The following is a 20,262-nucleotide window of genomic DNA, read 5'->3' as shown; positions in this document are numbered from 1 at the left end:
AGGACTGTGACATGACGGATATCTCCAAGGTTTCCTTGAACGAACAGACAGCGCGTATTGTCCGCGAACTGGCCGAAGCGGCCGATTTAGGCCCGGGTAAAGTGCTGGTCATCGGAGCCAGCACCAGTGAAGTGGTTGGACGCCGAATCGGTACGGGCGGCGCTCTTGAAACGGCGCAGCAGCTTCTCCAGGGCATTGCCGCGGTTCAAGCGGAATTCGGTTTCGCGGTGGCCTATCAATGCTGTGAGCATCTGAACCGTGCGCTTGTCATGGAACGCGAGCTGCTCGAGCGGCTGGGCTTGACGGAAGTGGCGGCAGTTCCCATTCCGGGTGCGGGCGGGTCGATGGCTTCTGCAGTTTACCGCAGCATGAAGGAGCCCTGCCTTGCGGAATCGATTGAAGCCCATGCGGGTGTCGATATCGGCGAGACGCTGATCGGCATGCATTTGCGGAGAGTGGCGGTTCCATTCCGGCCGACCGAGCGTTATATCGGGGAGGCGCGCGTAACTGCGGCTTATACCCGCCCCAAGCTGATCGGCGGAGAACGTGCGGTGTACCGACTCGAGCAGAGGGATGATTCCACGCTGTGCGATTGATTCGAATGAGAACTCGCTTTTTCAATGATGACAACTTGTAGTTTTAAGTTTGCAAGAAAAAATAACGATGGATTATGGGAGGATATGAACATGATGGAACATTTGCGGAAGAGTGACCCGGCTGTATTGGAAGCGATGGATTTGGAGCTGAAGCGTCAACGCAGCAACATTGAGCTGATTGCTTCTGAGAATATTGTCAGCGAAGCGGTTATGGAAGCAATGGGGACGGTGCTGACGAATAAATATGCGGAAGGCTACCCTGGCAAACGCTATTACGGTGGCTGTGAGCGTGTGGATATCGTGGAAGATATCGCCCGTGACCGCGCCAAAGAATTGTTCGGAGCCGAGCATGCCAACGTTCAGCCGCACTCCGGTGCCCAAGCGAACATGGCGGTATATTTGGCGGCCTTGAAGCCTGGAGATACCGTGCTCGGCATGAACCTGGCCCATGGCGGCCATTTGACTCACGGAAGCCCGGTTAACGCTTCCGGCCTTCTGTACAATTTCGTTGCCTACGGCGTGCAAGAAGACACGTTCCTTATCGATTACGACGAAGTCCGCAAAGCGGCATTCAAGCATCGCCCTCGTCTGATCGTGGCGGGTGCAAGTGCCTATCCTCGCATTATTGATTTTGAAAAGCTGGCTGCCATCGCCAATGACGTAGGCGCGTTGTTCATGGTCGATATGGCTCATATTGCAGGACTCGTTGCGGCAGGTCTTCATCCGAATCCGGTTCCGCATGCCCATTTTGTAACGACCACGACGCATAAGACGCTTCGCGGACCTCGCGGCGGTATGATTCTGTGCAAAAAGGCTTGGGCGCAAGCGATCGATAAAGCGGTATTCCCCGGCTCCCAAGGCGGCCCGCTCATGCATGTGATTGCTTCCAAAGCCGTTGCGCTTGGCGAAGCCTTGGATCCGTCTTTCAAGACGTATGCAGAGAATGTCGTGAAGAACGCGAAAGTGCTGGCCGATACCCTGATCGAGGAAGGCCTGAACATCGTTTCCGGCGGAACCGATAACCACCTGATGCTAGTGGATACTCGTAATCTGGACATCACCGGCAAAGACGCGGAGAAGGTTTTGGACTCGATCGGGATTACCGTGAACAAGAATGCCATCCCGTTTGATCCGACCAGCCCGTTCGTAACGAGCGGTATCCGTATTGGTACCCCTGCGGTTACTTCCCGCGGTATGGATGAGCAAGCGATGGTGAACATCGCGAAAATTATCGCCATGACATTGAAGCAGCCGAAAGACGAGGCAACGCTCGAAAAAGCAGGCCGTTTGGTGGCTGAGCTTACCGATCAATATCCTCTCTATGCTGAAATGAAATATTAATCACAGTTTCCTTCGCGTAAGAAGCCTATGATATAAGGACCCCGCCTGATGCAGGTGGGGTCCTTTTAGGAGCTATGAACATTCTGGCCAGATTGCTATGCTCTCATTTTCCCAGTCAGGTCCTTTCGCGGTTAGCATCAATATAGGCGAGAATGGAAAACCTAGGTTCAGGGCAGAAGAAGATCCGATTCCGTTATAAGGTCAAAAACTCATGGAATAAAACATGACTCGTGCAGGTGTCAATTGACTAGAGGGAATGATATAATAGACAGGATTTATGGAGCTCACAAATATTTACGCCCATATTGAAATAACATTTGTACTCAAACCGGAGGGACCAGACATGGGAAAATTGGTGATTTGTGATCACCCGTTGATTCAACACAAACTTACATTTATCCGCGATATGCGGACTAACACAAAAGACTTTCGCGAATTGGTAGACGAAGTCGCGACTTTGATGGCTTATGAAATTACGCGGGAGGTTCCTCTTGAATCGATATCCGTTCAGACGCCGGTAGCCGAAACCCAAGGGAAAGTCATTTCCGGCCGCATGCTCGGCTTGGTTCCGATCCTGCGCGCCGGTCTGGGCATGCTGGACGGCGTTGTGAAGCTGCTCCCAGCGGCAAAGGTAGGGCATGTCGGATTGTTCCGTGACCCCGAAACGCTTCAGCCTGTTGAATATTATACGAAGCTTCCAACCGATGTGACGGAACGGGAATTGATCGTCATTGATCCGATGCTCGCGACGGGCGGATCCGCTATCGCTGCGATCGACGTGCTGAAGAAACGCGGCTGTACCCAGATCAAGATGATGAACCTCGTGGCTGCACCGGAAGGTGTGAAGGCTGTCCATGATGCCCATCCGGACGTGGACATTTATGTTGCTGCTCTCGATGAGGGTCTTAACGACCATGGTTACATCGTACCGGGCCTTGGTGATGCAGGGGATCGGCTGTACGGCACGAAATAAGAGCCAAGCCAGTCACTCGTACGTCTTGAATATTTGAAAACAAGCAAAGAGGGGTATTTTCAAACATGTCAAAAGTGAAAGTGATGACGATATTTGGGGTCCGCCCCGAAGCCATCAAGATGGCGCCGCTAATTCTAGAGCTTCAACGTCACCCTGAGCATATCGAATCGGTCGTTTGTGTTACTGCGCAGCATCGGCAAATGCTGGATCAGGTGCTGGATGTGTTCAAGATTGTTCCGGATTATGATTTGGATGTCATGAAGGACCGTCAGACGCTCAACGAGATCACCGTGCGCGTCCTGGAGGGTCTTGAGCCTGTTCTGCGTGAAGCCAAGCCCGATATTGTATTGGTGCACGGCGATACGCTGACAACGTTCCTGGCCAGCTATGCAGCCTTTCTGCAGCAGATTCAAGTCGGCCATGTGGAAGCGGGTCTGCGCACATGGAACAAGCTGAATCCTTATCCGGAAGAGATGAACCGTCAGCTGACCGGCGTGCTTGCTGATCTTCACTTTGCGCCGACGGACTGGTCCGCCGAGAATCTCCGCAAGGAGAACAAGCCGGATTCCCGCATTTATGTAACGGGTAACACGGCTACGGATGTATTCCAGTACACGGTGCGCGAAGGTTATACCCATCCGGTTCTGGACTGGGCGAAGGGCAAACGCTTGATCCTGATGACGGCACACCGCCGCGAATCCCAAGGGGAGCCGCATCGTCAAATATTTGAAGCGGTAAAGCGCATTGCCGATGAATTTGAGGATATTGCCATCGTATATCCTGTACATCCAAGCCCAGCTGTTAAAGAGCCGGCTCATCGCATTCTGGGAGATCACCCGCGCATCAAGCTAATTGATCCGCTGGATGTCGTGGATATGAACAATATTTACACCCATACGCATTTCATCATTACGGATTCCGGCGGCATGCAGGAGGAAGCTCCGTCATTCGGCGTGCCGACGCTGGTGCTTCGGGATACGACCGAACGTCCGGAGGGCATTGAGGCCGGTACCCTGGAGCTGGTAGGCACCCAGGAGGAAAATGTGTATGAACGCATTAAGGTTCTTCTGACCGATCAGGAGCTCTACGAAAAGATGAGCAAGGCTGCTAATCCGTATGGCGATGGACAAGCTTCACAGCGTATTGTCAATGCGATTTTGCACCATTTTGGCATCCGAAAAGAGCGTCCAGAAGAATTTCACAGAATGTTCACAAAGGTATAGTTTACCGTATTCTGATGGGCAAGGGGACAGCATACAGTTGAACTGTACGGTTACCGCGGCGTTTTGCGCAATTTAGACTGCTCAAAACGCCGATTTTACACGGTAAATCCATCAAATCGATTCATTGACAAACTCTTGTTATATTCAGTAAAATGAGTTGGGATTAGAGGTTCATATGAAAAATCCGAAAAGTCAAGATAACCCTTGGTTGATAGCGCTATACATTAGCGGGGCGGGCGGTTTGCTTGCCGCTTACATTCTCATCGGTTTTTTTACCGGGCGATGGCTCATGAATCATTTGGACGGGCCCAGAGTGTGGCTTGCCATTGGTACGCTTTCGGGGCTCTTTGTAGGGATTTTGAATATCGCTCTTCTCATTAAAAAGTTTTTGGGGGCGCAGGCGTGAATGATTTGACTTCCATTGTGAACGCTGTATTTAGAGTATCCTTACTCTTATTGTCTGCCTTGTTTCTCGGATGGGCTCTCTATCCGGAATTTCGCCCGGTTTTTATGGGGCTGATCATGGGCACGGCGGCGGGATTGTTTAATGTTCGCTTCCTCTCCATGAAAGTGCAGAAGCTGGCGCAATTGGCTGTCGATCCAGAACCGAAAAAGTACAATTTTGGCTTCATTACGAGATTGTGCATCGGGCTTCTGATTGTGATCTTCGCCGTAAAACTCGAACAGGTATCCCTCGGCGGTGCAATTGCCGGTCTGTTCATACCCCAATTGTTGACCATTCCTGTCAGCATTGTGTTCAGTTTGAGAAACAATCATTGATCAGCGCTAACTTGGAAAGGGGTGAAAACAATTTTATGCATGATTCACCGATTATCAAACTTGGCGGATTGAATATTGACCTTTCGGCGGTATTAATGCTTCTCGTCACCTGCGTGGTGGTGTTCGTATTATGTCGACTGGCGGTACGTAATCTATCTGTCGAAAACCCTTCCAAACTGCAAAACTTCATGGAATGGGTAGTGGAATTTGTGCAAGGCGTCGTAGCTAGTGCGATGGATCTGAAGAAAGGGAAAGCTTACATATCATTGGGGCTTACTCTGATCCTGTTCATCTTTGTAGCGAACTTGCTGGGCCTGCCGTTCTCAATTATCACCGACTTGCCGGAGAACTTCGAAGTCTTTGGTCAGCCAATTCTGGCTACGCTCGGACTTGAACATGGCCACTACGCCCACGTATTGTGGTGGAAGTCGCCAACAGCGGACATTTCCGTTACGGCCGGTCTTGCGATCGTTGTGTTCGTGCTCATGAACTACCTGGGCTTGAAGCTGAATCGCAAGCATTACCTGAAGCATTACATCGAACCGTTCCCGATCTTCTTGCCACTCAATATCATTGAGAACCTGGCAAAACCTATCGCTCTGGCAATCCGGCTTTATGCCAACATTTTTGCCGGTGAGGTACTGATCACGGTGATTCTGAAAACCGGCTTCTGGGGCATTCCGTTCATGGCCGCATGGCAAGGTTTCAGTATTTTCATTGGTGCATTGCAGGCGTTTATCTTTACGATTTTGACAATGGTATACATCTCGCAAACTACGATTCACGAAGAGCATTGATCAACTCGGACGAATCCGCCGTAACAGCGGTGTTTTTCGAAAGAGATATTTTCTATAGTTTCACCAAATTTCAATTTTGAAACAATTTTAAGGAGGATATTTAACAATGGAATTTTTGGCAGCAGCTATTGCAGTAGGTCTGGGCGCCCTTGGCGCAGGTTTGGGTAACGGTATGATCGTAAGCAGAACAGTTGAGTCTATCGCTCGTCAACCGGAAGCACGTGGTCAATTGCAAACAACGATGTTTATCGGTGTTGGTATCGTAGAGGTTATTCCTTTGGCGGCTACTGTAATCGCGTTCTTGATCATGTTCTCTTAATAACAATACAACGGTTTGGCGGGGAGGGCCGATGCCATCCGCGCCTTCGTTTTGTTAGGCACCGCACTTCGTGTTGATGGAAAGGAGTGACCTCAATGACAATTCTATGGGAAAATATGGTAATCACTATTCTTGCGTTTCTTATTCTTTACTTTTTGCTTCAGAAGTTTGCTTTCAGCAAATTGTTCGGCATCATGGAGCAGCGTCGTGAGCTGGTAATGAGCCAGATGAACGAAGCGGCACAGACCCGTCAGCAGGCAACTGCTTATGTAGAAGAACAGAAGAAGGCACTGGAGCAAGCGCGTCAAGATGCTCACGAAATCATCGAGCGTTCCAGACAAACTAGCAACAAACAAGCAGAGCAAATTATGGAACAGGCTAAGGAAGAGGCGGTTCGCCTGAAATCCGAGGCGGTTCGTGATATCGAGAATGAGAAGAAGAAAGCTGTCGAAGAGCTTCGCAATGAAATCGGCAGTGTTTCCGTGAAGATCGCTACCAAGCTGATTGAACGGGAAGTAAAGAATGATAAAGCTCAAGAAGAACTGGTGGATCAATACCTTAAAGAGGTAGGAGGCAGACCATGAGCCAAAATACAGTAGCAGCCAAGCGGTATGCGCGGGCGCTGTTCGAAGTGGCGGCTCAGCAGCAGAAGGGTCTGGAAGTGGAAGAGGAATTGCGCGCTGTTGTGCATGCCATTGAAGGCGATGCCGACATTCAGAAATTCATCTCCACGCCGAATATTCCCCAGTCCGTGAAGATGAACGTAATCAGCCAGGCGTTGGCAGGGAAGGTATCGCAGCCTGTATTGAACACGATCGAATTGCTTCTCGACAGAGGGCGTACAGAAATGTTCGCTGAACTGCTGAACAGTTATGTGAAGATACAAGGTGCGAGCTTAGGATTGGCGGACGCCACTGTGTACTCCACCTACCCGCTTAGCGATCAGGAAAAAGAACAGGTAGCTTCGGAATTCGGACAGTTAGCACATCAGAATATCCGGGTGACCAATGTTGTGGACGAGAGTTTGCTCGGCGGCCTGAAAGTTGTCATTGGCGACAAGCTTTATGACGGAAGCCTTGCCGGGAAGCTGGAACGTCTTGAAAAGTCTTTTAATAGACGAGCATAGTAGATAGGGGTGAAAACGTTGAGTATCAGACCTGAAGAAATCAGTACTTTAATCAAAAGTCAAATTGAAGAATATAAATCCGATATCACTGTCTCTGAAGTAGGTACGGTAATTCAAGTAAGTGACGGTATTGCTCGCGTGTACGGCCTGGAGAACGCGATGTCCGGGGAACTTTTGGAGTTCCAGAACGGCGTGTTCGGTCTGGCGCTGAACCTTGAAGAGAGCAATGTCGGTGTCGTTATCCTGGGACCTTACTCTGAAATCAAGGAAGGCGATCAGGTTAAGCGCACAGGACGTATTATGGAGGTTCCTGTAGGTGAAGCTCTGCTAGGACGCGTTGTCAATCCGCTGGGTCAACCGCTTGACGGCAAAGGCCCGATCGAAGCGGCTGCCTACCGTCCAGTTGAGAGCAGCGCACCAGGCGTTATCGACCGTAAATCCGTACATGAGCCTATGCAGACAGGTATTAAAGCGATCGACGCGATGGTACCTATCGGCCGCGGACAGCGCGAGCTGATCATCGGTGACCGCCAAACGGGTAAAACCACCGTTGCGATCGATACGATCCTGAACCAAAAAGGTAGCGGCGTTAAATGTATCTATGTAGCCATTGGGCAAAAACAATCCACTGTAGCACAGGTTGTTGAAACGCTTCGCCGTCATGGCGCACTGGAGTACACGATTGTTGTTACGGCTTCGGCTTCTGAGCCGGCTCCACTGCAGTACATCGCTCCATACGCAGGCTGCGCAATGGGTGAGTACTTCATGTACAAGGGCGAGCATGCACTTATCATCTATGATGACTTGTCGAAACAAGCAGCAGCATACCGTGAGTTGTCCTTGCTCCTCCGTCGTCCTCCGGGTCGGGAAGCTTATCCGGGTGACGTTTTCTACCTGCACTCCCGTTTGCTGGAACGTGCAGCGAAGCTCAACGATGAGCTTGGTGGTGGTTCATTAACCGCGCTGCCATTTATTGAAACACAGGCTTCTGACGTATCTGCATACATTCCAACCAACGTAATTTCGATTACGGATGGACAGATCTTCCTGGAGTCTGAGTTGTTCTACTCCGGTCAGCGTCCAGCGATTAACGTCGGTATTTCGGTATCCCGTGTCGGTGGTTCCGCGCAGATCAAAGCGATGAAAAAGGTTGCAGGCGGCATGAAGCTGGATCTTGCGCAATATCGTGAGCTCCAGGCGTTCTCCCAGTTCGGATCCGATCTGGATAAATCAACCTTGGCTCGTTTGAACCGTGGTGCAAGATTGATGGAAATCCTGAAACAGGGTGTAAACCAGCCGTTGTCCGTTGAACAACAGGTGGTTAGCTTGTACGCAGCCGTTAAAGGATATATCGATGATATCGAGGTTACTGATGTTCGTCGTTTCGAGAGCGAATTCCTTGCGTTTATTGGAAGCAATAAACCGGAAATTCTTCAATCCATTACGGATACGAAGGATCTGACGTCCGATAACGAAAACGCATTGAAAGCGGCAATCGATCAATTTAAGAAGGGCTTTGCCGCTTCGGTTTAAGCTCCTCAGGTAAGTAATAGGAGGGGAGCCGGGGTAAGCCCGGCATCCTCTTTCATCATATGGAATGTAGCTTTGGCTGTGACCAAAGTGATTTTTTACAAAAGGTACGGCTTTGGTCCTAGCCAAAGCTTAGTCTACGCGTACGAAGTTAGCTTTGGCTTCGCCAAAGCTAAGCTGTTGCTTACGAAGTTAGCTTTGGCTTCGCCAAAGCTAGGTGTTTGCTTACGAAGTTAGCTTTGGCTTCGCCAAAGCTTTAAGGTGGTGAAAACATGGCAAGAGGATTACGTGATATTAAGCGGCAGATCAAGAGTGTTCAGAACACAAGGCAGATCACCAAGGCGATGGAAATGGTTGCTGCCGCCAAGCTGAGAAGAGCTCAGGAGAAGGCAACCTCCGCACTTCCATACTCCGAGAAGCTGAAAGAAGTGGTTGGTAGCATTGCTGCTGGAACCAAGGGAATCAGCCATCCGATGCTGGAAAAACGTGAAGTGAAAAAAACCGGTTATCTGGTGATCACTTCCGACCGCGGTCTTGCTGGTGCATCAAACTCCAACATTTTGCGAAAAGTATCGAACTTCATCGCAGAACGCCATCAGTCCAAGGATGAGTATTGCCTGTTTGTAATCGGACGTAAAGGACGGGATTACTTCCGCCGTCGTGAACTTCCGGTTGTTGAGGAACTCACCGATTTATCCGATAGTCCGACCTATGCAGACATTAAGACCATCGCTAACGCGGCGGTTCATCAATACGAGCTGGGTCAGATTGATGAGTTATACGTGTGTTACAACCAATTCGTGAATGCTTTGACTCAGCTCCAGGAGATCTCCAAGCTTCTGCCCATGGAGAACATCGGCAGCGCCGAGAACCTGACGGGTTATGAGTATGAACCGTCCCCTGAAGGCGTGCTTGAGGTACTGCTTCCGAAATATGCGGAAACATTGATTTTCAGTGCGATGCTGAATGCGAAGGCAAGTGAGCTGGGTGCGAAGATGACTGCTATGGGAGCTGCAACGAAGAATGCAAGCAAGATGATCAACGAGTTGAACCTTACTTACAACCGTGCTCGTCAGGCTGCCATTACGCAGGAAATTTCCGAGATTGTGGGCGGAGCAAACGCTCAGCAATAATGCACGGTCCGAATTCTTAACTTAGTATTTAACGGATATGCGGCCATGTCATGAATAAGCCGCTTTTACGATCATCGTTCACCGCTAGAGGTGAGCGGGTAGGAGGGAAAACGAATCAATGAAAAAAGGACGCGTTGTCAGCATTACAGGTGCTGTAGTTGACATTGAATTTGAGCGCGGTCATCTTCCCGAGATTTTTAATGCTGTCAAGATTGAAGCTACGCTGGAAGGCGGCCGCTCGATTGATTTGACTTTGGAAGTATCCAATCATTTGGGTGATAATCTGGTTCGTTGTATCGCGATGTCATCCACGGATGGTCTCGTTCGCGGTATCGAAGCCGTGGATTTGGGCAGACCGATTACGGTCCCTGTAGGTTCCGCTACACTTGGCCGTGTATTTAACGTATTGGGTGAGCCGATCGATAATGCAGGTGCCGTAGTATCCGAAATTAATAACCCGATCCACCGTGAAGCTCCTGCTTATGATGAGCTTTCTACGCAAGCAGAAATGCTTGAAACGGGTATTAAAGTCATCGACTTGCTTGCTCCATACCAAAAAGGCGGTAAGATCGGTCTCTTTGGTGGTGCCGGCGTAGGTAAAACCGTTGCGATCCAGGAATTGATCAACAACATCGCCCAAGAACACGGCGGTATTTCCGTATTTGCCGGCGTAGGTGAGCGTACTCGTGAAGGTAATGACCTTTACCACGAGATGAGTGATTCCGGTGTTATCAACAAAACCGCGATGGTATTCGGTCAAATGAACGAGCCTCCGGGTGCCCGTCTTCGCGTAGCATTGACTGGTTTGACGATGGCGGAATATTTCCGTGATCAAGAAGGTAAAGACGTACTTCTCTTTATCGATAACATCTTCCGCTTTACTCAAGCGGGTTCCGAAGTATCCGCCCTTCTGGGTCGTATGCCTTCCGCGGTAGGTTACCAGCCAACGCTGGCATCCGAAATGGGACGCTTGCAGGAGCGGATTACCTCTACCAAAAAAGGTTCCGTTACATCCATCCAGGCTATCTATGTACCGGCGGATGACTATACGGATCCGGCTCCGGCTACAACGTTTGCTCACTTGGACGCAACGACAAACCTGGAGCGTAAAATTTCCGAGATGGGTATCTATCCTGCGGTAGATCCGCTTGCATCCAGTTCCCGTATCTTGGCTCCGGAAATCGTGGGCGAAGAGCACTATAATGTTGCTCAAGGCGTTAAGAAAATTTTGGCTCGCTATAACGAGCTTCAAGATATCATCGCGATTCTCGGTATGGATGAGCTGAGCGAGGAAGATAAAGCGATTGTTGGACGTGCTCGTCGTGTTCAACGTTTCCTTTCCCAAGCTTTCCACGTTGCCGAGCAGTTTAACGGCATCCCGGGTAAATATGTACCGGTTAAAGAAACTGTACGCAGCTTTAAAGAGATCTTGGAAGGCAAGCATGACCACCTTCCGGAAGCGGCTTTCCTGTTCGTAGGTACGATTGAAGAGGCAGTTGAAAAAGCAAAAACATTGTAAGCTGACGCTCCGTGATCGGCAGACCGGAACAGTGCTTCTAGTGAGACTGTGAGGTCTGCTGCGCGAGTTTTCTGCGGAAAACGGTGAGGAGGGATGGAAGTGAGCACCATTTTGTTGGAAATCGTAACGCCGGACCGCCTGGTCTACTCTGAGCAGGTGAACAGTGTTACGGTGCGTGGGGTCGAGGGAGAGCTGGGTATTTTGCCAGGTCATATTTCCTTCGTTACGCCGCTTCAGATAGCGCCAGTTTATGTGAAGATTGGCAACCAGAGAACCCCGTTTGCGGTACAAGGCGGTTTTGTCGAAGTCCGTAAAGATAAGATTGTCATCCTGGCGGAAAGCGCAGAGAAAGCGGAAGAAATCGATTTGGAGCGTGCGGAAGCCGCGAAGGAAAGAGCTGAGACCCGCCTGAATGCGAAGGGAAGACAAGATGAAGTCGACCATCGTCGCGCCGAAATGGCTCTGCAAAGAGCGATGAACCGGATTAAAGTGACGCGGAACTAATAAGGTGAACGAAGACAGCTTGCTGTAATGATACAGCCAAGCTGTCTTTTTTTGTGCTCTATTCTAGGAGTTGAAAACCCATATTTGTTATGAAAGTGCTCGATTTAAGGTGTATTACCCGGCATTAAAAGGAGAAGGAGGGGATCTTATATGTCTATCTCACATCCTAAATCACATATAGGGTGGATATTCTATTGGGACAATGGGGCTGATGATATACAACTTTGATTGGTGGCATTACTGGGTCCACAGGCATCGATTACTCATAGAAAGGACCAGAGGCATAGATTTATTTGATGCATAAATATTCATCTTTCGTGCCCCTATTCAGCTATACCTGGTCTGTGAACCTTATTATTTTCAAAGACTGGGCATTTTTTTGTTATATCATCGGTATAAATAGAAGTTCGAGATATAAAACTATACTATGATTCTGGCTACTGGATGTATTTTTCAAGTGTAATAAATGGAAATTTAGACTTCATCTAATAGCGCATACATGATCGTTTTGGGAAGTTGTCGATAAACTTTATTATTTCCGAGGAAATGTCGTATAGAAAGTGCTGGATTCTTAGCCTCCAGCCAAGTATTATAGAAGAGTCGGTCCTGAAAGGGCAGGATAATTTATGAAGGAGGAGGGAGTATGAACCAGGATTTATCTAATTCAATCAGTGCTGTAGGTGTTAACGGGTTGTTGTCTATTGTCATTTCGCTGATCTGTATCGCACTGGCTTGGTGGGCATTACAACAACTGAAGCTGGATTTGATTGTCCGTCATCCAAAAGGGCCGCAGGGAAAGCTGCTGCATTTGCTGCTGGCGGTGGTGCTTGGACGATTCGTGGCTGAATTCCTAATTGACTATATTACATGGAGTCAAATGATCCGATATATGTTTTAACGCAGAGAATGAGCGTCATACATAACACGAGGTGCTGCAGCTAGTAATCAAACATTTGTTGCATGATGGTTATGTGTTTGGCGATATTTTACTCGTCTGTTTTAATTGCGGCATGAATGGTTATATCTCTGTTAGGTTGCTTGGAGAGAAGATGTCGAATAAACGCATTTTATTATGTTAACACTTAAAATAAGAAATTGATCGGGCGGACGGTATGACTTCCGGACTATAATGTTCACCCGGTAATTGTTATGCATTGACAAGTGCTGGTCGGTCATGGTACCTTTCGTAGGTCCATACTGCGGATAACAGATGCTTCATAAGGTGGCATCATGGATTTCTGAAACCTGATGTGGACACCGAATCAGATGTCATAAATAGTTCGAAAATCGCTTGTTTAGCGGAAATCTCTAATGTTAAGATGAAAGTTAGGGAATTAGCAACAACTAATCACTAACACACGCAATCAGGAAAATTATGGACGCGGAGGGAAACCATGATGAGCAAATTTATCGTCCGCGGTGGCAAAAGACTGACCGGAAGCGTCAAAGTCAGCGGAGCAAAAAATTCAGTTCTTCCGATCATCGCTGCCTCTCTACTAGGGGAAGTTGGGGAAAGTGTTATTATTGACGCGCCTCCTCTTGACGATGTAATTACAATCAGTAAAGTATTGGAGTCGCTTGGTGCGGGCATTACATATCAGGATGAAGTGATACGTGTGAATGCAGAGCACATAACGACATGTGAAGCGCCTTATGAATGGGTGCGGAAGATGCGGGCGTCTTTTCTGGTCATGGGGCCTTTATTGGCACGTTGTGGACGAACCCGGATTTCGCTTCCCGGGGATGTGCTATCGGCACAAGACCCATTGACCAACACCTAAAGGGATTTGAAGCTCTCGGGGCAGAGATCAGCCTCGGACAAGGATATATTGAAGCTAAAAGCAATGGCAGATTGCGTGGGGCGAAGGTCTATTTGGACGTTGCCAGCGTAGGTGCTACTGAAAATATTATGATGGCTGCTACATTGGCTGAAGGAATCACGGTAATCGAAAATGCGGCGAAAGAGCCGGAAATTGTCGATTTAGCGAATTACCTGAATGCGATGGGTGCCAAAGTTCGCGGTGCGGGCACGGGTGTGATTCGGATCGAGGGCGTTGAGCAGATGCATGGCGTCAAGCATAACGTGATTCCTGACCGGATTGAAGCAGGCACCTTCATGGCTGCAGCTGCGATCACGGGCGGGGATGTATATGTGGAAGGAGCCATTGCGGACCACCTTGGACCGGTTATTTCCAAGATGGAAGAGATGGGGATTACCATTGAACCGGACGAAAATGGGATTCGTGTTATCGCTGACAAACCATTAAAGTCGGTTGATGTGAAAACCTTGCCTTATCCTGGCTTCCCAACGGATATGCAGTCCCAGATGATGGCGCTTTTGCTGGTTTCCGAGGGTACAAGTGTTGTTACGGAAACGGTATTTGAGAACCGCTTTATGCATGTGGATGAATTCCAGCTGATGAATGCGGAGATCAAGGTTGAGGGACGTTCTGCGATCGTTACGGGCGGAGCTAAGCTTAAAGGAGCCAAAGTAACCGCAACGGATCTGCGTGCAGGGGCTGCCTTGATATTAGCCGGGCTCGTCTCGGAAGGGACTACCGAAGTTGGCGGCGTACAGCATATTGATCGCGGTTATGTTCATTTAGCGGAAAAGCTGTCTGGACTTGGCGCGGATATCTGGCGTATTTCAACGGAGGACCAGAGCTCGGAGAAGGTTTCGAAAAAAGTGGCAGGCGAAACAGAAGACGCAAAAGTTTTCAAAGTTCAACCTACCTGGGTGTAAACAACAGGATGGATCTGGCGACTCAGGATAGACCACAATAGAGTATAGGAGAAGGAGCTTTGCCGATAAGGGCGAAGCTCCTTCTTTTTGTAATGCATCACCATAGGCTATCATTCATTCTCTTATGTTGAGTTTCCGGTTGACTGGGAGACTCTTTGCCAGCTTGCTTGCAGTCAGTGACTGGGTTCTTCATCCATGTGACTTTGTCCTTTCTCTTAGAATAGTTCTATCAAATGCGCGTGTCTCATAAGTATAAGTAGAGCGTGCAGGAACATGTACAAGAGTATATACCAGGGGAAAAGGCACAGGAGGGAAGTGCAATGAAAGATTCAAAGGTTCGGGTGAATGTGAATTCTGCAGGAAAAAAAAGAGCGATTGATTCAAGAGACGATTTGAAGGAAGGGAATTCTCAATCATACCGGGTACCATCCGAGGGATCGGCTGCTCCCGTATTGAAGTGGGACTTTCCAGGAGAACTTGAGAAGAAAGCCGGATCGACTGAAGCACATAGCCATGATTCTAATCCGGATAAAAAGGATATACAGGAAGGGCCGCGCGGGCACCGCGGCCCGGGGAGAGCGCCGGACGCCTTCGGCCAGTCCGGCCACAGCACGCGGGCGGCACATACGCCGCCGCCCGGAAGCCCCGCTGGCGCGCCTGCGCACGGCGCCGCGCCAGCCCCCGGCGGGCCAGCGGCGATGCCGCAGGGCCCGCATTCCGCGGCCGAGCCGCAGCGCTTGGCGCCAGCGGCAGCGGGCCGCGTGCCGCGCGGCGGCCGCACGTTCCGTGTGCGGCCTGCGCGCTGGGGGCGCCGCGGCTTTGCCTCGCGGCGCCCGGCCGCCGGAAGGCGGCGGGTGCGGGTGCACCCTGCCGTCTGGGCGGTGGCGGTGCTGCTGGCCTTGGCGCTGGCGCTGCCTCTGCTGGTGGTTGCCCCCGGCAACAACGCACCAGAGCCGCTTCCGCCGGGGCCTGCCCCGCTGCCTTCCGCCGAGCCGCAGGCGGCGGAAGAGCCCACGGTATCCGTCTACGTAACCAAGACGGATACCGTGGAGGAACTGCCGCTGGAACAATATCTCGTCGGCGTTCTGGCCGCCGAGATGCCGGCCGAGTTCCAGCTGGAGGCACTCAAGGCCCAGGCCATCGCGGCGCGGACTTATATCGTGCAGCGGCTGGCCTCCGGCGACCGCAGCGGCGTGCCGGACGGCAAGGCCGTGGTGACCGATACGGTCAGCCACCAGGCTTACATCGCCCAAGACGAACTGACGAAGGAATGGCAGCGGCTCGGGAAGGAAGCCGAGCTGGCGAAGCTCCAGCGAGCGGTAAAGGAAACGGCAGGAGTGGTGATGACGTATGAGGGTCAGCCGATTACCGCTTCTTTTTTCTCCACCAGTAACGGTTATACCGAAAATTCAGAGGATTATTGGAAGAACGAGATTCCCTACCTGCGCAGTGTGGAGAGTCCATGGGATAAACAGATTTCACCGAAGTACAAGACAACGATCACGATGCCCCGCTCGGAATTCATAGGAAAGCTTGGTCTGGCGGATGGAGCCGTACCGGTATCGGCAGGCGGGGATGGGGGAGCTTCTTTTTTGAAAGTACTCTCGTATACGCAAGGTCATCGAATTGAGAGCGTACGGGTCGGCGGCAAGAAGTTCACCGGTCGCGAGGTGAGAGAGAAGCTGGGGCTTCGTTCGAGCCAATTCACCCTTCATATGAAAGACGGCGAGATTGAGATAACGACCTACGGCAACGGTCACGGCGTGGGCATGAGCCAATACGGGGCCGAGGGCATGGCCCGAGAAGGATATGAAGCGAAAGAGATTCTGGCGCACTACTATACGAATATTTCTTTTGACAAAACTTCAAATCTTCTCTCTTTAAGTGGAAATTCAAAAGGTCGGATTTTCAGCACCGAGAAGGGTGAATGAAGCTAGGGCCTGAGGAGCGGAGCGTACGTTTTGGGTACGTGAGCACTGGAAGGCCCGGCTGAATTCAAGATTCGATGCCGAACTACTTCTTGATTCACTTCGTGATCAAAAGACGACTTTTTGAACAACCTCTCAAAAAAATAATAGTTAGATAACGTATAAAAGAGTTGCCCCCGGTAACAATGGTTACTGAGGTGATTGCAAATGAATGAACAGAACAAAAATAGTAAACCCCACGAAGAAACTCCTAAAACTGTGCAAGGAGATTCGGCGGTACCGTCATCTTCGTGGAAGAAAGCATTATCCAAACGGTGGGTGTTCCCGGCAGCATACTTAGCAGCAGCGGCAATTATACTAACCCTCGTGTGGGTCTACCAGGACGCCAGCCAAAAGACGCTGAACCCACAAGAGGAAGCAACAACCGTATCGGATTCAGTTCAAGGCTCGGAGAAGCCTGCTGCAACCGAAGGCAATGACGGAGAAGCTGTAGAAGTGACGGCCAACGCGCAATCGATGATCTGGCCTGTAGCCGACGACGTGGCGGTAAGTATCGTCAAGCCTTACTTTGACGAGACGAACCCGGATTCGCATCAAGAGGCGATGGTGCAGTATAATGACACCTTTACGCCGAATATGGGAATCGACTTGGCTGCTGCGGATGACACGATGTTTGAAGTTCGTGCCGCACTGACAGGTAAAGTGACCCGGGTCGAGAATCATCCGGTTAACGGCAACGTTGTGGAAATTACGTCCGGTGACACGAAAACCGTGTACCAAAGCTTGAACGAAGTGAAAGTGAAGGAAGGCGCTGAAGTGAAGCAGGGCGATTCCATCGCGACTGCCGGGCGCAGTGAGCTTGAGAAGGATCTCGGCAACCATGTGCACTTCGAAGTGTACGAGGGCGGGAAACTGGTCAACCCTGTGAGCGTGCTTCCGCAAAAATAATTTCATTTCTTTGTAGCCATGCGCCCACCGCGCACTTGAAGAGGGCAGGATCTTGTGATCCTGTCTTTTTTTTGTTGCGGTTTTGGACGGCAAGTCCAACCCTTGCCGGGCCTTGTTTTTTGGACATTTTAGACTTGTCCGTCACGGGCATGTCCAGAAAATAAATGGGTCCAAGTAAGCTTGTCACCCCTTGAAACCGAGAATATCCCGTCATGCCCCTCATATAATGTACCAAACTATCCACACAGTAGGGAGGCGGGAGCGTGCACGATTACATCAAAGAGCGGACCATTAAGATCGGACGCTGTATCGTGGAAACGAGGCATACGGTTCGAACTATAGCCAAAGAATTTGGCGTGTCGAAGAGCACGGTGCATAAGGACTTAACCGAACGTCTGCCGGAGATCAACCCGGACCTGGCGGATCAGGTGAAGCACATTCTCGAATACCACAAATCCATCCGCCATCTGAGAGGCGGAGAAGCTACCAAGATCAAGTACAAAAAAACCGGCAGCAACCGCGAACCGGTGGCCACGGCGAAATCCTGATTTTTAGGGCTTAGGTCACTAGATTGACGTTGAATCCCTCCCCTAAAGTATGATATGTTAAAAGCTGGTATAGGATCGAAATATGGGACCTGTTTTGCCGAAGATCATCATCGATTGCTAGATTATGTCGAAGGATGGTTCGGTACAGCGAACAGACTCTTTTACCATAAAATAACACTTTGGGGGCTTTTCATGATGTTGAGCAAGGATATTGGAATCGATCTCGGAACGGCGAACGTGCTCATTCACGTAAAGGGGAAGGGGGTAGTGTTAGACGAACCTTCCGTTGTCACTATTGAGACCGACACCAAACGAGTCCTTGCCGTCGGTGAGGAAGCACGGCGCATGGTCGGGCGCACTCCCGGCAACATTACGGCGATCCGCCCGCTGAGGGACGGGGTCATCGCCGACTTCGAAATTACGGAAGCGATGCTGAAGTACTTTATTGATCGCGTGGGCGCGCGCAGTTGGCACAGCCGGCCCCGAATCCTCATCTGTGCACCGACCAACATTACTTCGGTAGAGCAGAAGGCGATCCGGGAAGCGGCTGAGCGCAGCGGCGCAAGGGATGTGTTCCTTGAAGAAGAACCGAAGGCAGCGGCAATTGGCGCAGGGATGGATATTTTCCAGCCGAGCGGTAACATGGTTGTGGACATCGGGGGCGGCACCACAGATGTGGCCGTCCTGTCCATGGGCGATGTGGTCACCGCTTCTTCGATTAAAATGGCGGGGGACAAGTTCGACGAGGCGATCACGAAGTATGTGAAGCATAAATATAAATTGCTGATCGGGGAACGGACGGCAGAAGATTTGAAGGTAGCGATCGGAACGGTTCGTCCAGGCGGTAGACAAGCTGAGATGGATATTCGCGGACGCGATATGGTATCGGGACTGCCGTTTACCGTAACGGTGTCTTCGGCAGAGGTGCAGGAAGCTCTGTGGGATCCGGTGTCATCGATCGTACTCGCAGCCAAATCCGTTTTGGAGCGGACCCCGCCGGAGCTGTCAGCGGACATTATCGATCGCGGCGTCATATTGACCGGCGGTGGCGCATTGCTTCATGGTTTGGACGAGCTGTTAACGGACGAGCTGCGGGTGCCGGTGCTTGTTGCGGAGGATCCGATGCATTGTGTGGTTAAGGGAACGGGAATTATGCTGGATAATTTGGACAAGGTCGTAAAGAAAAAGTTCTAACCTTCCGATATAGATAATAGAAACGTGATATTGGATTATCAATCTGTATCCATACGATGCAGCTACATAGGTCTGCAATTTATACAATGGTCATGCTGAACAGCAGCGATTGGAGATACAATCGGTCAGCGCAGCGGCCATTCACGCATCTATTTTGGAAGGGAAGTGCCTTCATTGTTAAGAGGTCTATATACAGCCGCTTCGGGGATGATGACTCAGGAGCAGCGACATAATACGGTGACGCAGAACATCGCTAACGTCAACACGACAGGCTACAAGGCAACCAACAGCGTACAGCGTTCGTTCCCTGAAGTTCTTGTCTCCATGATCGGCGGCAATGATTCGACGAATGCGGGGCGGAAGCTGGGTAAGTTCAACACGGGTGTTTACGCTGAGGAGAGCATATCGCTTTATACGGAAGGCGCGCTCCGTGAAACGGGCAAGTCAACAGACTTTGCGTTGGTATCCTCATTTACAGTACAGAATCCGGCAACGGGCCAACCTTATCCATTTGATGCTTCCGGCAGATACGTGGATGAGAACGGCGAGGTGATCTACCGGCCGGAAGGATTTTTTACGGTTCAGAATGAGAATGGGGATACCCGTTATACCCGTAACGGCAGCTTCCGGGTTAGCCCGAATGGCAGCCTCTTGAGCGAGAGCGGCTATCAGGTACTGGATAACAATAACAGACCGATTGTATTGACAGGCTCGGCGAGTAACTTTACAGTGAATGAGCAAGGAGAAATCATGGACGCAGAAGGCAATGGGACAGGCATCATTCTCGGAGTCAGCATCGTGAGCGAGCCTCATGGACTGATTCGTGAAGGTCATGGCGTGTTCCGTATGGCCGATCCGGACGGGGAAGTGCGTTTTATGGCACCCGGTGATAACGGAGTCATCCGCCAGGGATTCATCGAGGGGTCCAACGTGGATCCGACGCAATCGATGGTTGAATTGACAGCTGCGCTGCGCGCGTATGAAACAAACCAAAAAATCGTTCAGTATTACGACAGAACGCTGGAGAAGGCGGTCAATGAGATCGGCCGAGTCTAAGCTG

The 20,262-nt window shown here is 50.5% G+C and carries 20 protein-coding genes and 1 pseudogene; all 21 read left to right on the top strand.

All coding sequences use genetic code 11. The features are described 5' to 3' along the window. Nucleotides 1–11: 11 nt before the first annotated feature. The 21 genes and pseudogenes from BJP58_RS17555 to BJP58_RS17455 all read left to right on the top strand — a co-directional run bounded on the left by BJP58_RS17555 (nucleotide 12) and on the right by BJP58_RS17455 (nucleotide 20,258). Complete coding sequence (locus BJP58_RS17555) at nucleotides 12–596, top strand: TIGR01440 family protein (RefSeq protein ID WP_194539940.1); 585 nt, start codon at nucleotides 12–14, stop codon at nucleotides 594–596. Nucleotides 597–686: 90 nt separating this feature from the next. After that, nucleotides 687–1,937 carry a serine hydroxymethyltransferase gene (glyA, locus tag BJP58_RS17550; RefSeq protein ID WP_269468903.1) on the top strand — a complete coding sequence of 417 codons (1,251 nt, stop codon included), beginning with the start codon at nucleotides 687–689 and terminating at the stop codon, nucleotides 1,935–1,937. A 343-nt stretch (nucleotides 1,938–2,280) separates the two neighbouring features. Continuing rightward, a complete protein-coding gene (gene upp / locus BJP58_RS17545) occupies nucleotides 2,281–2,910 on the top strand; it encodes a uracil phosphoribosyltransferase (RefSeq protein WP_006213103.1) in 630 nt (209 codons plus the stop codon). Nucleotides 2,911–2,975: 65 nt separating this feature from the next. After that, a complete protein-coding gene (gene wecB / locus BJP58_RS17540; protein WP_113059552.1) occupies nucleotides 2,976–4,133 on the top strand; it encodes a non-hydrolyzing UDP-N-acetylglucosamine 2-epimerase in 1,158 nt (385 codons plus the stop codon). 175 nt (nucleotides 4,134–4,308) lie between these two features. Then, complete coding sequence (locus BJP58_RS17535) at nucleotides 4,309–4,539, top strand: AtpZ/AtpI family protein (RefSeq protein ID WP_076323976.1); 231 nt, start codon at nucleotides 4,309–4,311, stop codon at nucleotides 4,537–4,539. Continuing rightward, nucleotides 4,536–4,913, top strand: a complete 378-nt coding sequence (locus BJP58_RS17530) for an ATP synthase subunit I (protein WP_113059551.1) — start codon at nucleotides 4,536–4,538, stop codon at nucleotides 4,911–4,913. Before BJP58_RS17535 ends, BJP58_RS17530 begins: the two co-directional genes overlap by 4 nt. A gap of 35 nt (nucleotides 4,914–4,948) precedes the next feature. Then, entirely contained in the window at nucleotides 4,949–5,710 is a 762-nt protein-coding gene (atpB, locus tag BJP58_RS17525; protein WP_113059550.1) for a F0F1 ATP synthase subunit A, read from the top strand. A gap of 106 nt (nucleotides 5,711–5,816) precedes the next feature. Then, nucleotides 5,817–6,029, top strand: coding sequence for a F0F1 ATP synthase subunit C (gene atpE / locus BJP58_RS17520; protein ID WP_007128780.1), 213 nt, complete (start codon nucleotides 5,817–5,819; stop codon nucleotides 6,027–6,029). Between the two features lie 95 nt (nucleotides 6,030–6,124). Then, complete coding sequence (atpF, locus tag BJP58_RS17515; protein ID WP_100540959.1) at nucleotides 6,125–6,613, top strand: F0F1 ATP synthase subunit B; 489 nt, start codon at nucleotides 6,125–6,127, stop codon at nucleotides 6,611–6,613. Next, nucleotides 6,610–7,155: a F0F1 ATP synthase subunit delta gene (locus tag BJP58_RS17510; protein ID WP_071218870.1), complete on the top strand. Its 546-nt coding sequence runs from the start codon at nucleotides 6,610–6,612 to the stop codon at nucleotides 7,153–7,155. Before atpF ends, BJP58_RS17510 begins: the two co-directional genes overlap by 4 nt. Before the next feature lie 18 nt (nucleotides 7,156–7,173). Then, nucleotides 7,174–8,688, top strand: coding sequence for a F0F1 ATP synthase subunit alpha (gene atpA / locus BJP58_RS17505; protein WP_194539939.1), 1,515 nt, complete (start codon nucleotides 7,174–7,176; stop codon nucleotides 8,686–8,688). 269 nt (nucleotides 8,689–8,957) lie between these two features. Beyond that, entirely contained in the window at nucleotides 8,958–9,818 is an 861-nt protein-coding gene (gene atpG, locus BJP58_RS17500; protein WP_194539938.1) for an ATP synthase F1 subunit gamma, read from the top strand. A 118-nt stretch (nucleotides 9,819–9,936) separates the two neighbouring features. Continuing rightward, complete coding sequence (gene atpD / locus BJP58_RS17495) at nucleotides 9,937–11,337, top strand: F0F1 ATP synthase subunit beta (RefSeq protein ID WP_194539937.1); 1,401 nt, start codon at nucleotides 9,937–9,939, stop codon at nucleotides 11,335–11,337. Between the two features lie 99 nt (nucleotides 11,338–11,436). Then, a complete protein-coding gene (locus tag BJP58_RS17490) occupies nucleotides 11,437–11,841 on the top strand; it encodes a F0F1 ATP synthase subunit epsilon (RefSeq protein ID WP_100540954.1) in 405 nt (134 codons plus the stop codon). A gap of 643 nt (nucleotides 11,842–12,484) precedes the next feature. Beyond that, the gene (locus BJP58_RS17485) at nucleotides 12,485–12,739 is read left to right on the top strand and encodes a DUF1146 family protein (RefSeq protein WP_194539936.1); all 255 of its coding nucleotides are present in this window, start codon (nucleotides 12,485–12,487) and stop codon (nucleotides 12,737–12,739) included. A gap of 499 nt (nucleotides 12,740–13,238) precedes the next feature. Then, nucleotides 13,239–14,584: pseudogene (gene murA / locus BJP58_RS17480) on the top strand (UDP-N-acetylglucosamine 1-carboxyvinyltransferase). A gap of 320 nt (nucleotides 14,585–14,904) precedes the next feature. Continuing rightward, complete coding sequence (gene spoIID / locus BJP58_RS33675; protein ID WP_233354679.1) at nucleotides 14,905–16,515, top strand: stage II sporulation protein D; 1,611 nt, start codon at nucleotides 14,905–14,907, stop codon at nucleotides 16,513–16,515. A gap of 204 nt (nucleotides 16,516–16,719) precedes the next feature. Next, nucleotides 16,720–17,460 (top strand): M23 family metallopeptidase, encoded by a 741-nt coding sequence (locus BJP58_RS17470; RefSeq protein WP_113061586.1) that lies wholly within the window; start codon nucleotides 16,720–16,722, stop codon nucleotides 17,458–17,460. Between the two features lie 263 nt (nucleotides 17,461–17,723). Beyond that, a complete protein-coding gene (gene spoIIID / locus BJP58_RS17465) occupies nucleotides 17,724–18,008 on the top strand; it encodes a sporulation transcriptional regulator SpoIIID (RefSeq protein ID WP_009594246.1) in 285 nt (94 codons plus the stop codon). A 195-nt stretch (nucleotides 18,009–18,203) separates the two neighbouring features. Next, the gene (locus BJP58_RS17460) at nucleotides 18,204–19,202 is read left to right on the top strand and encodes a rod shape-determining protein (RefSeq protein WP_063479709.1); all 999 of its coding nucleotides are present in this window, start codon (nucleotides 18,204–18,206) and stop codon (nucleotides 19,200–19,202) included. A 174-nt stretch (nucleotides 19,203–19,376) separates the two neighbouring features. Beyond that, nucleotides 19,377–20,258, top strand: a complete 882-nt coding sequence (locus tag BJP58_RS17455; protein WP_194539935.1) for a flagellar hook-basal body protein — start codon at nucleotides 19,377–19,379, stop codon at nucleotides 20,256–20,258. Nucleotides 20,259–20,262 lie beyond the last annotated feature (4 nt).

It is taken from the genome of Paenibacillus sp. JZ16 (genome assembly GCF_015326965.1).
Classification (GTDB): Bacteria; Bacillota; Bacilli; order Paenibacillales; family Paenibacillaceae; genus Paenibacillus_AQ.
Note: the sequence above shows the minus strand (reverse complement) of the source record. Positions and strands in the feature narration are given on the sequence as shown.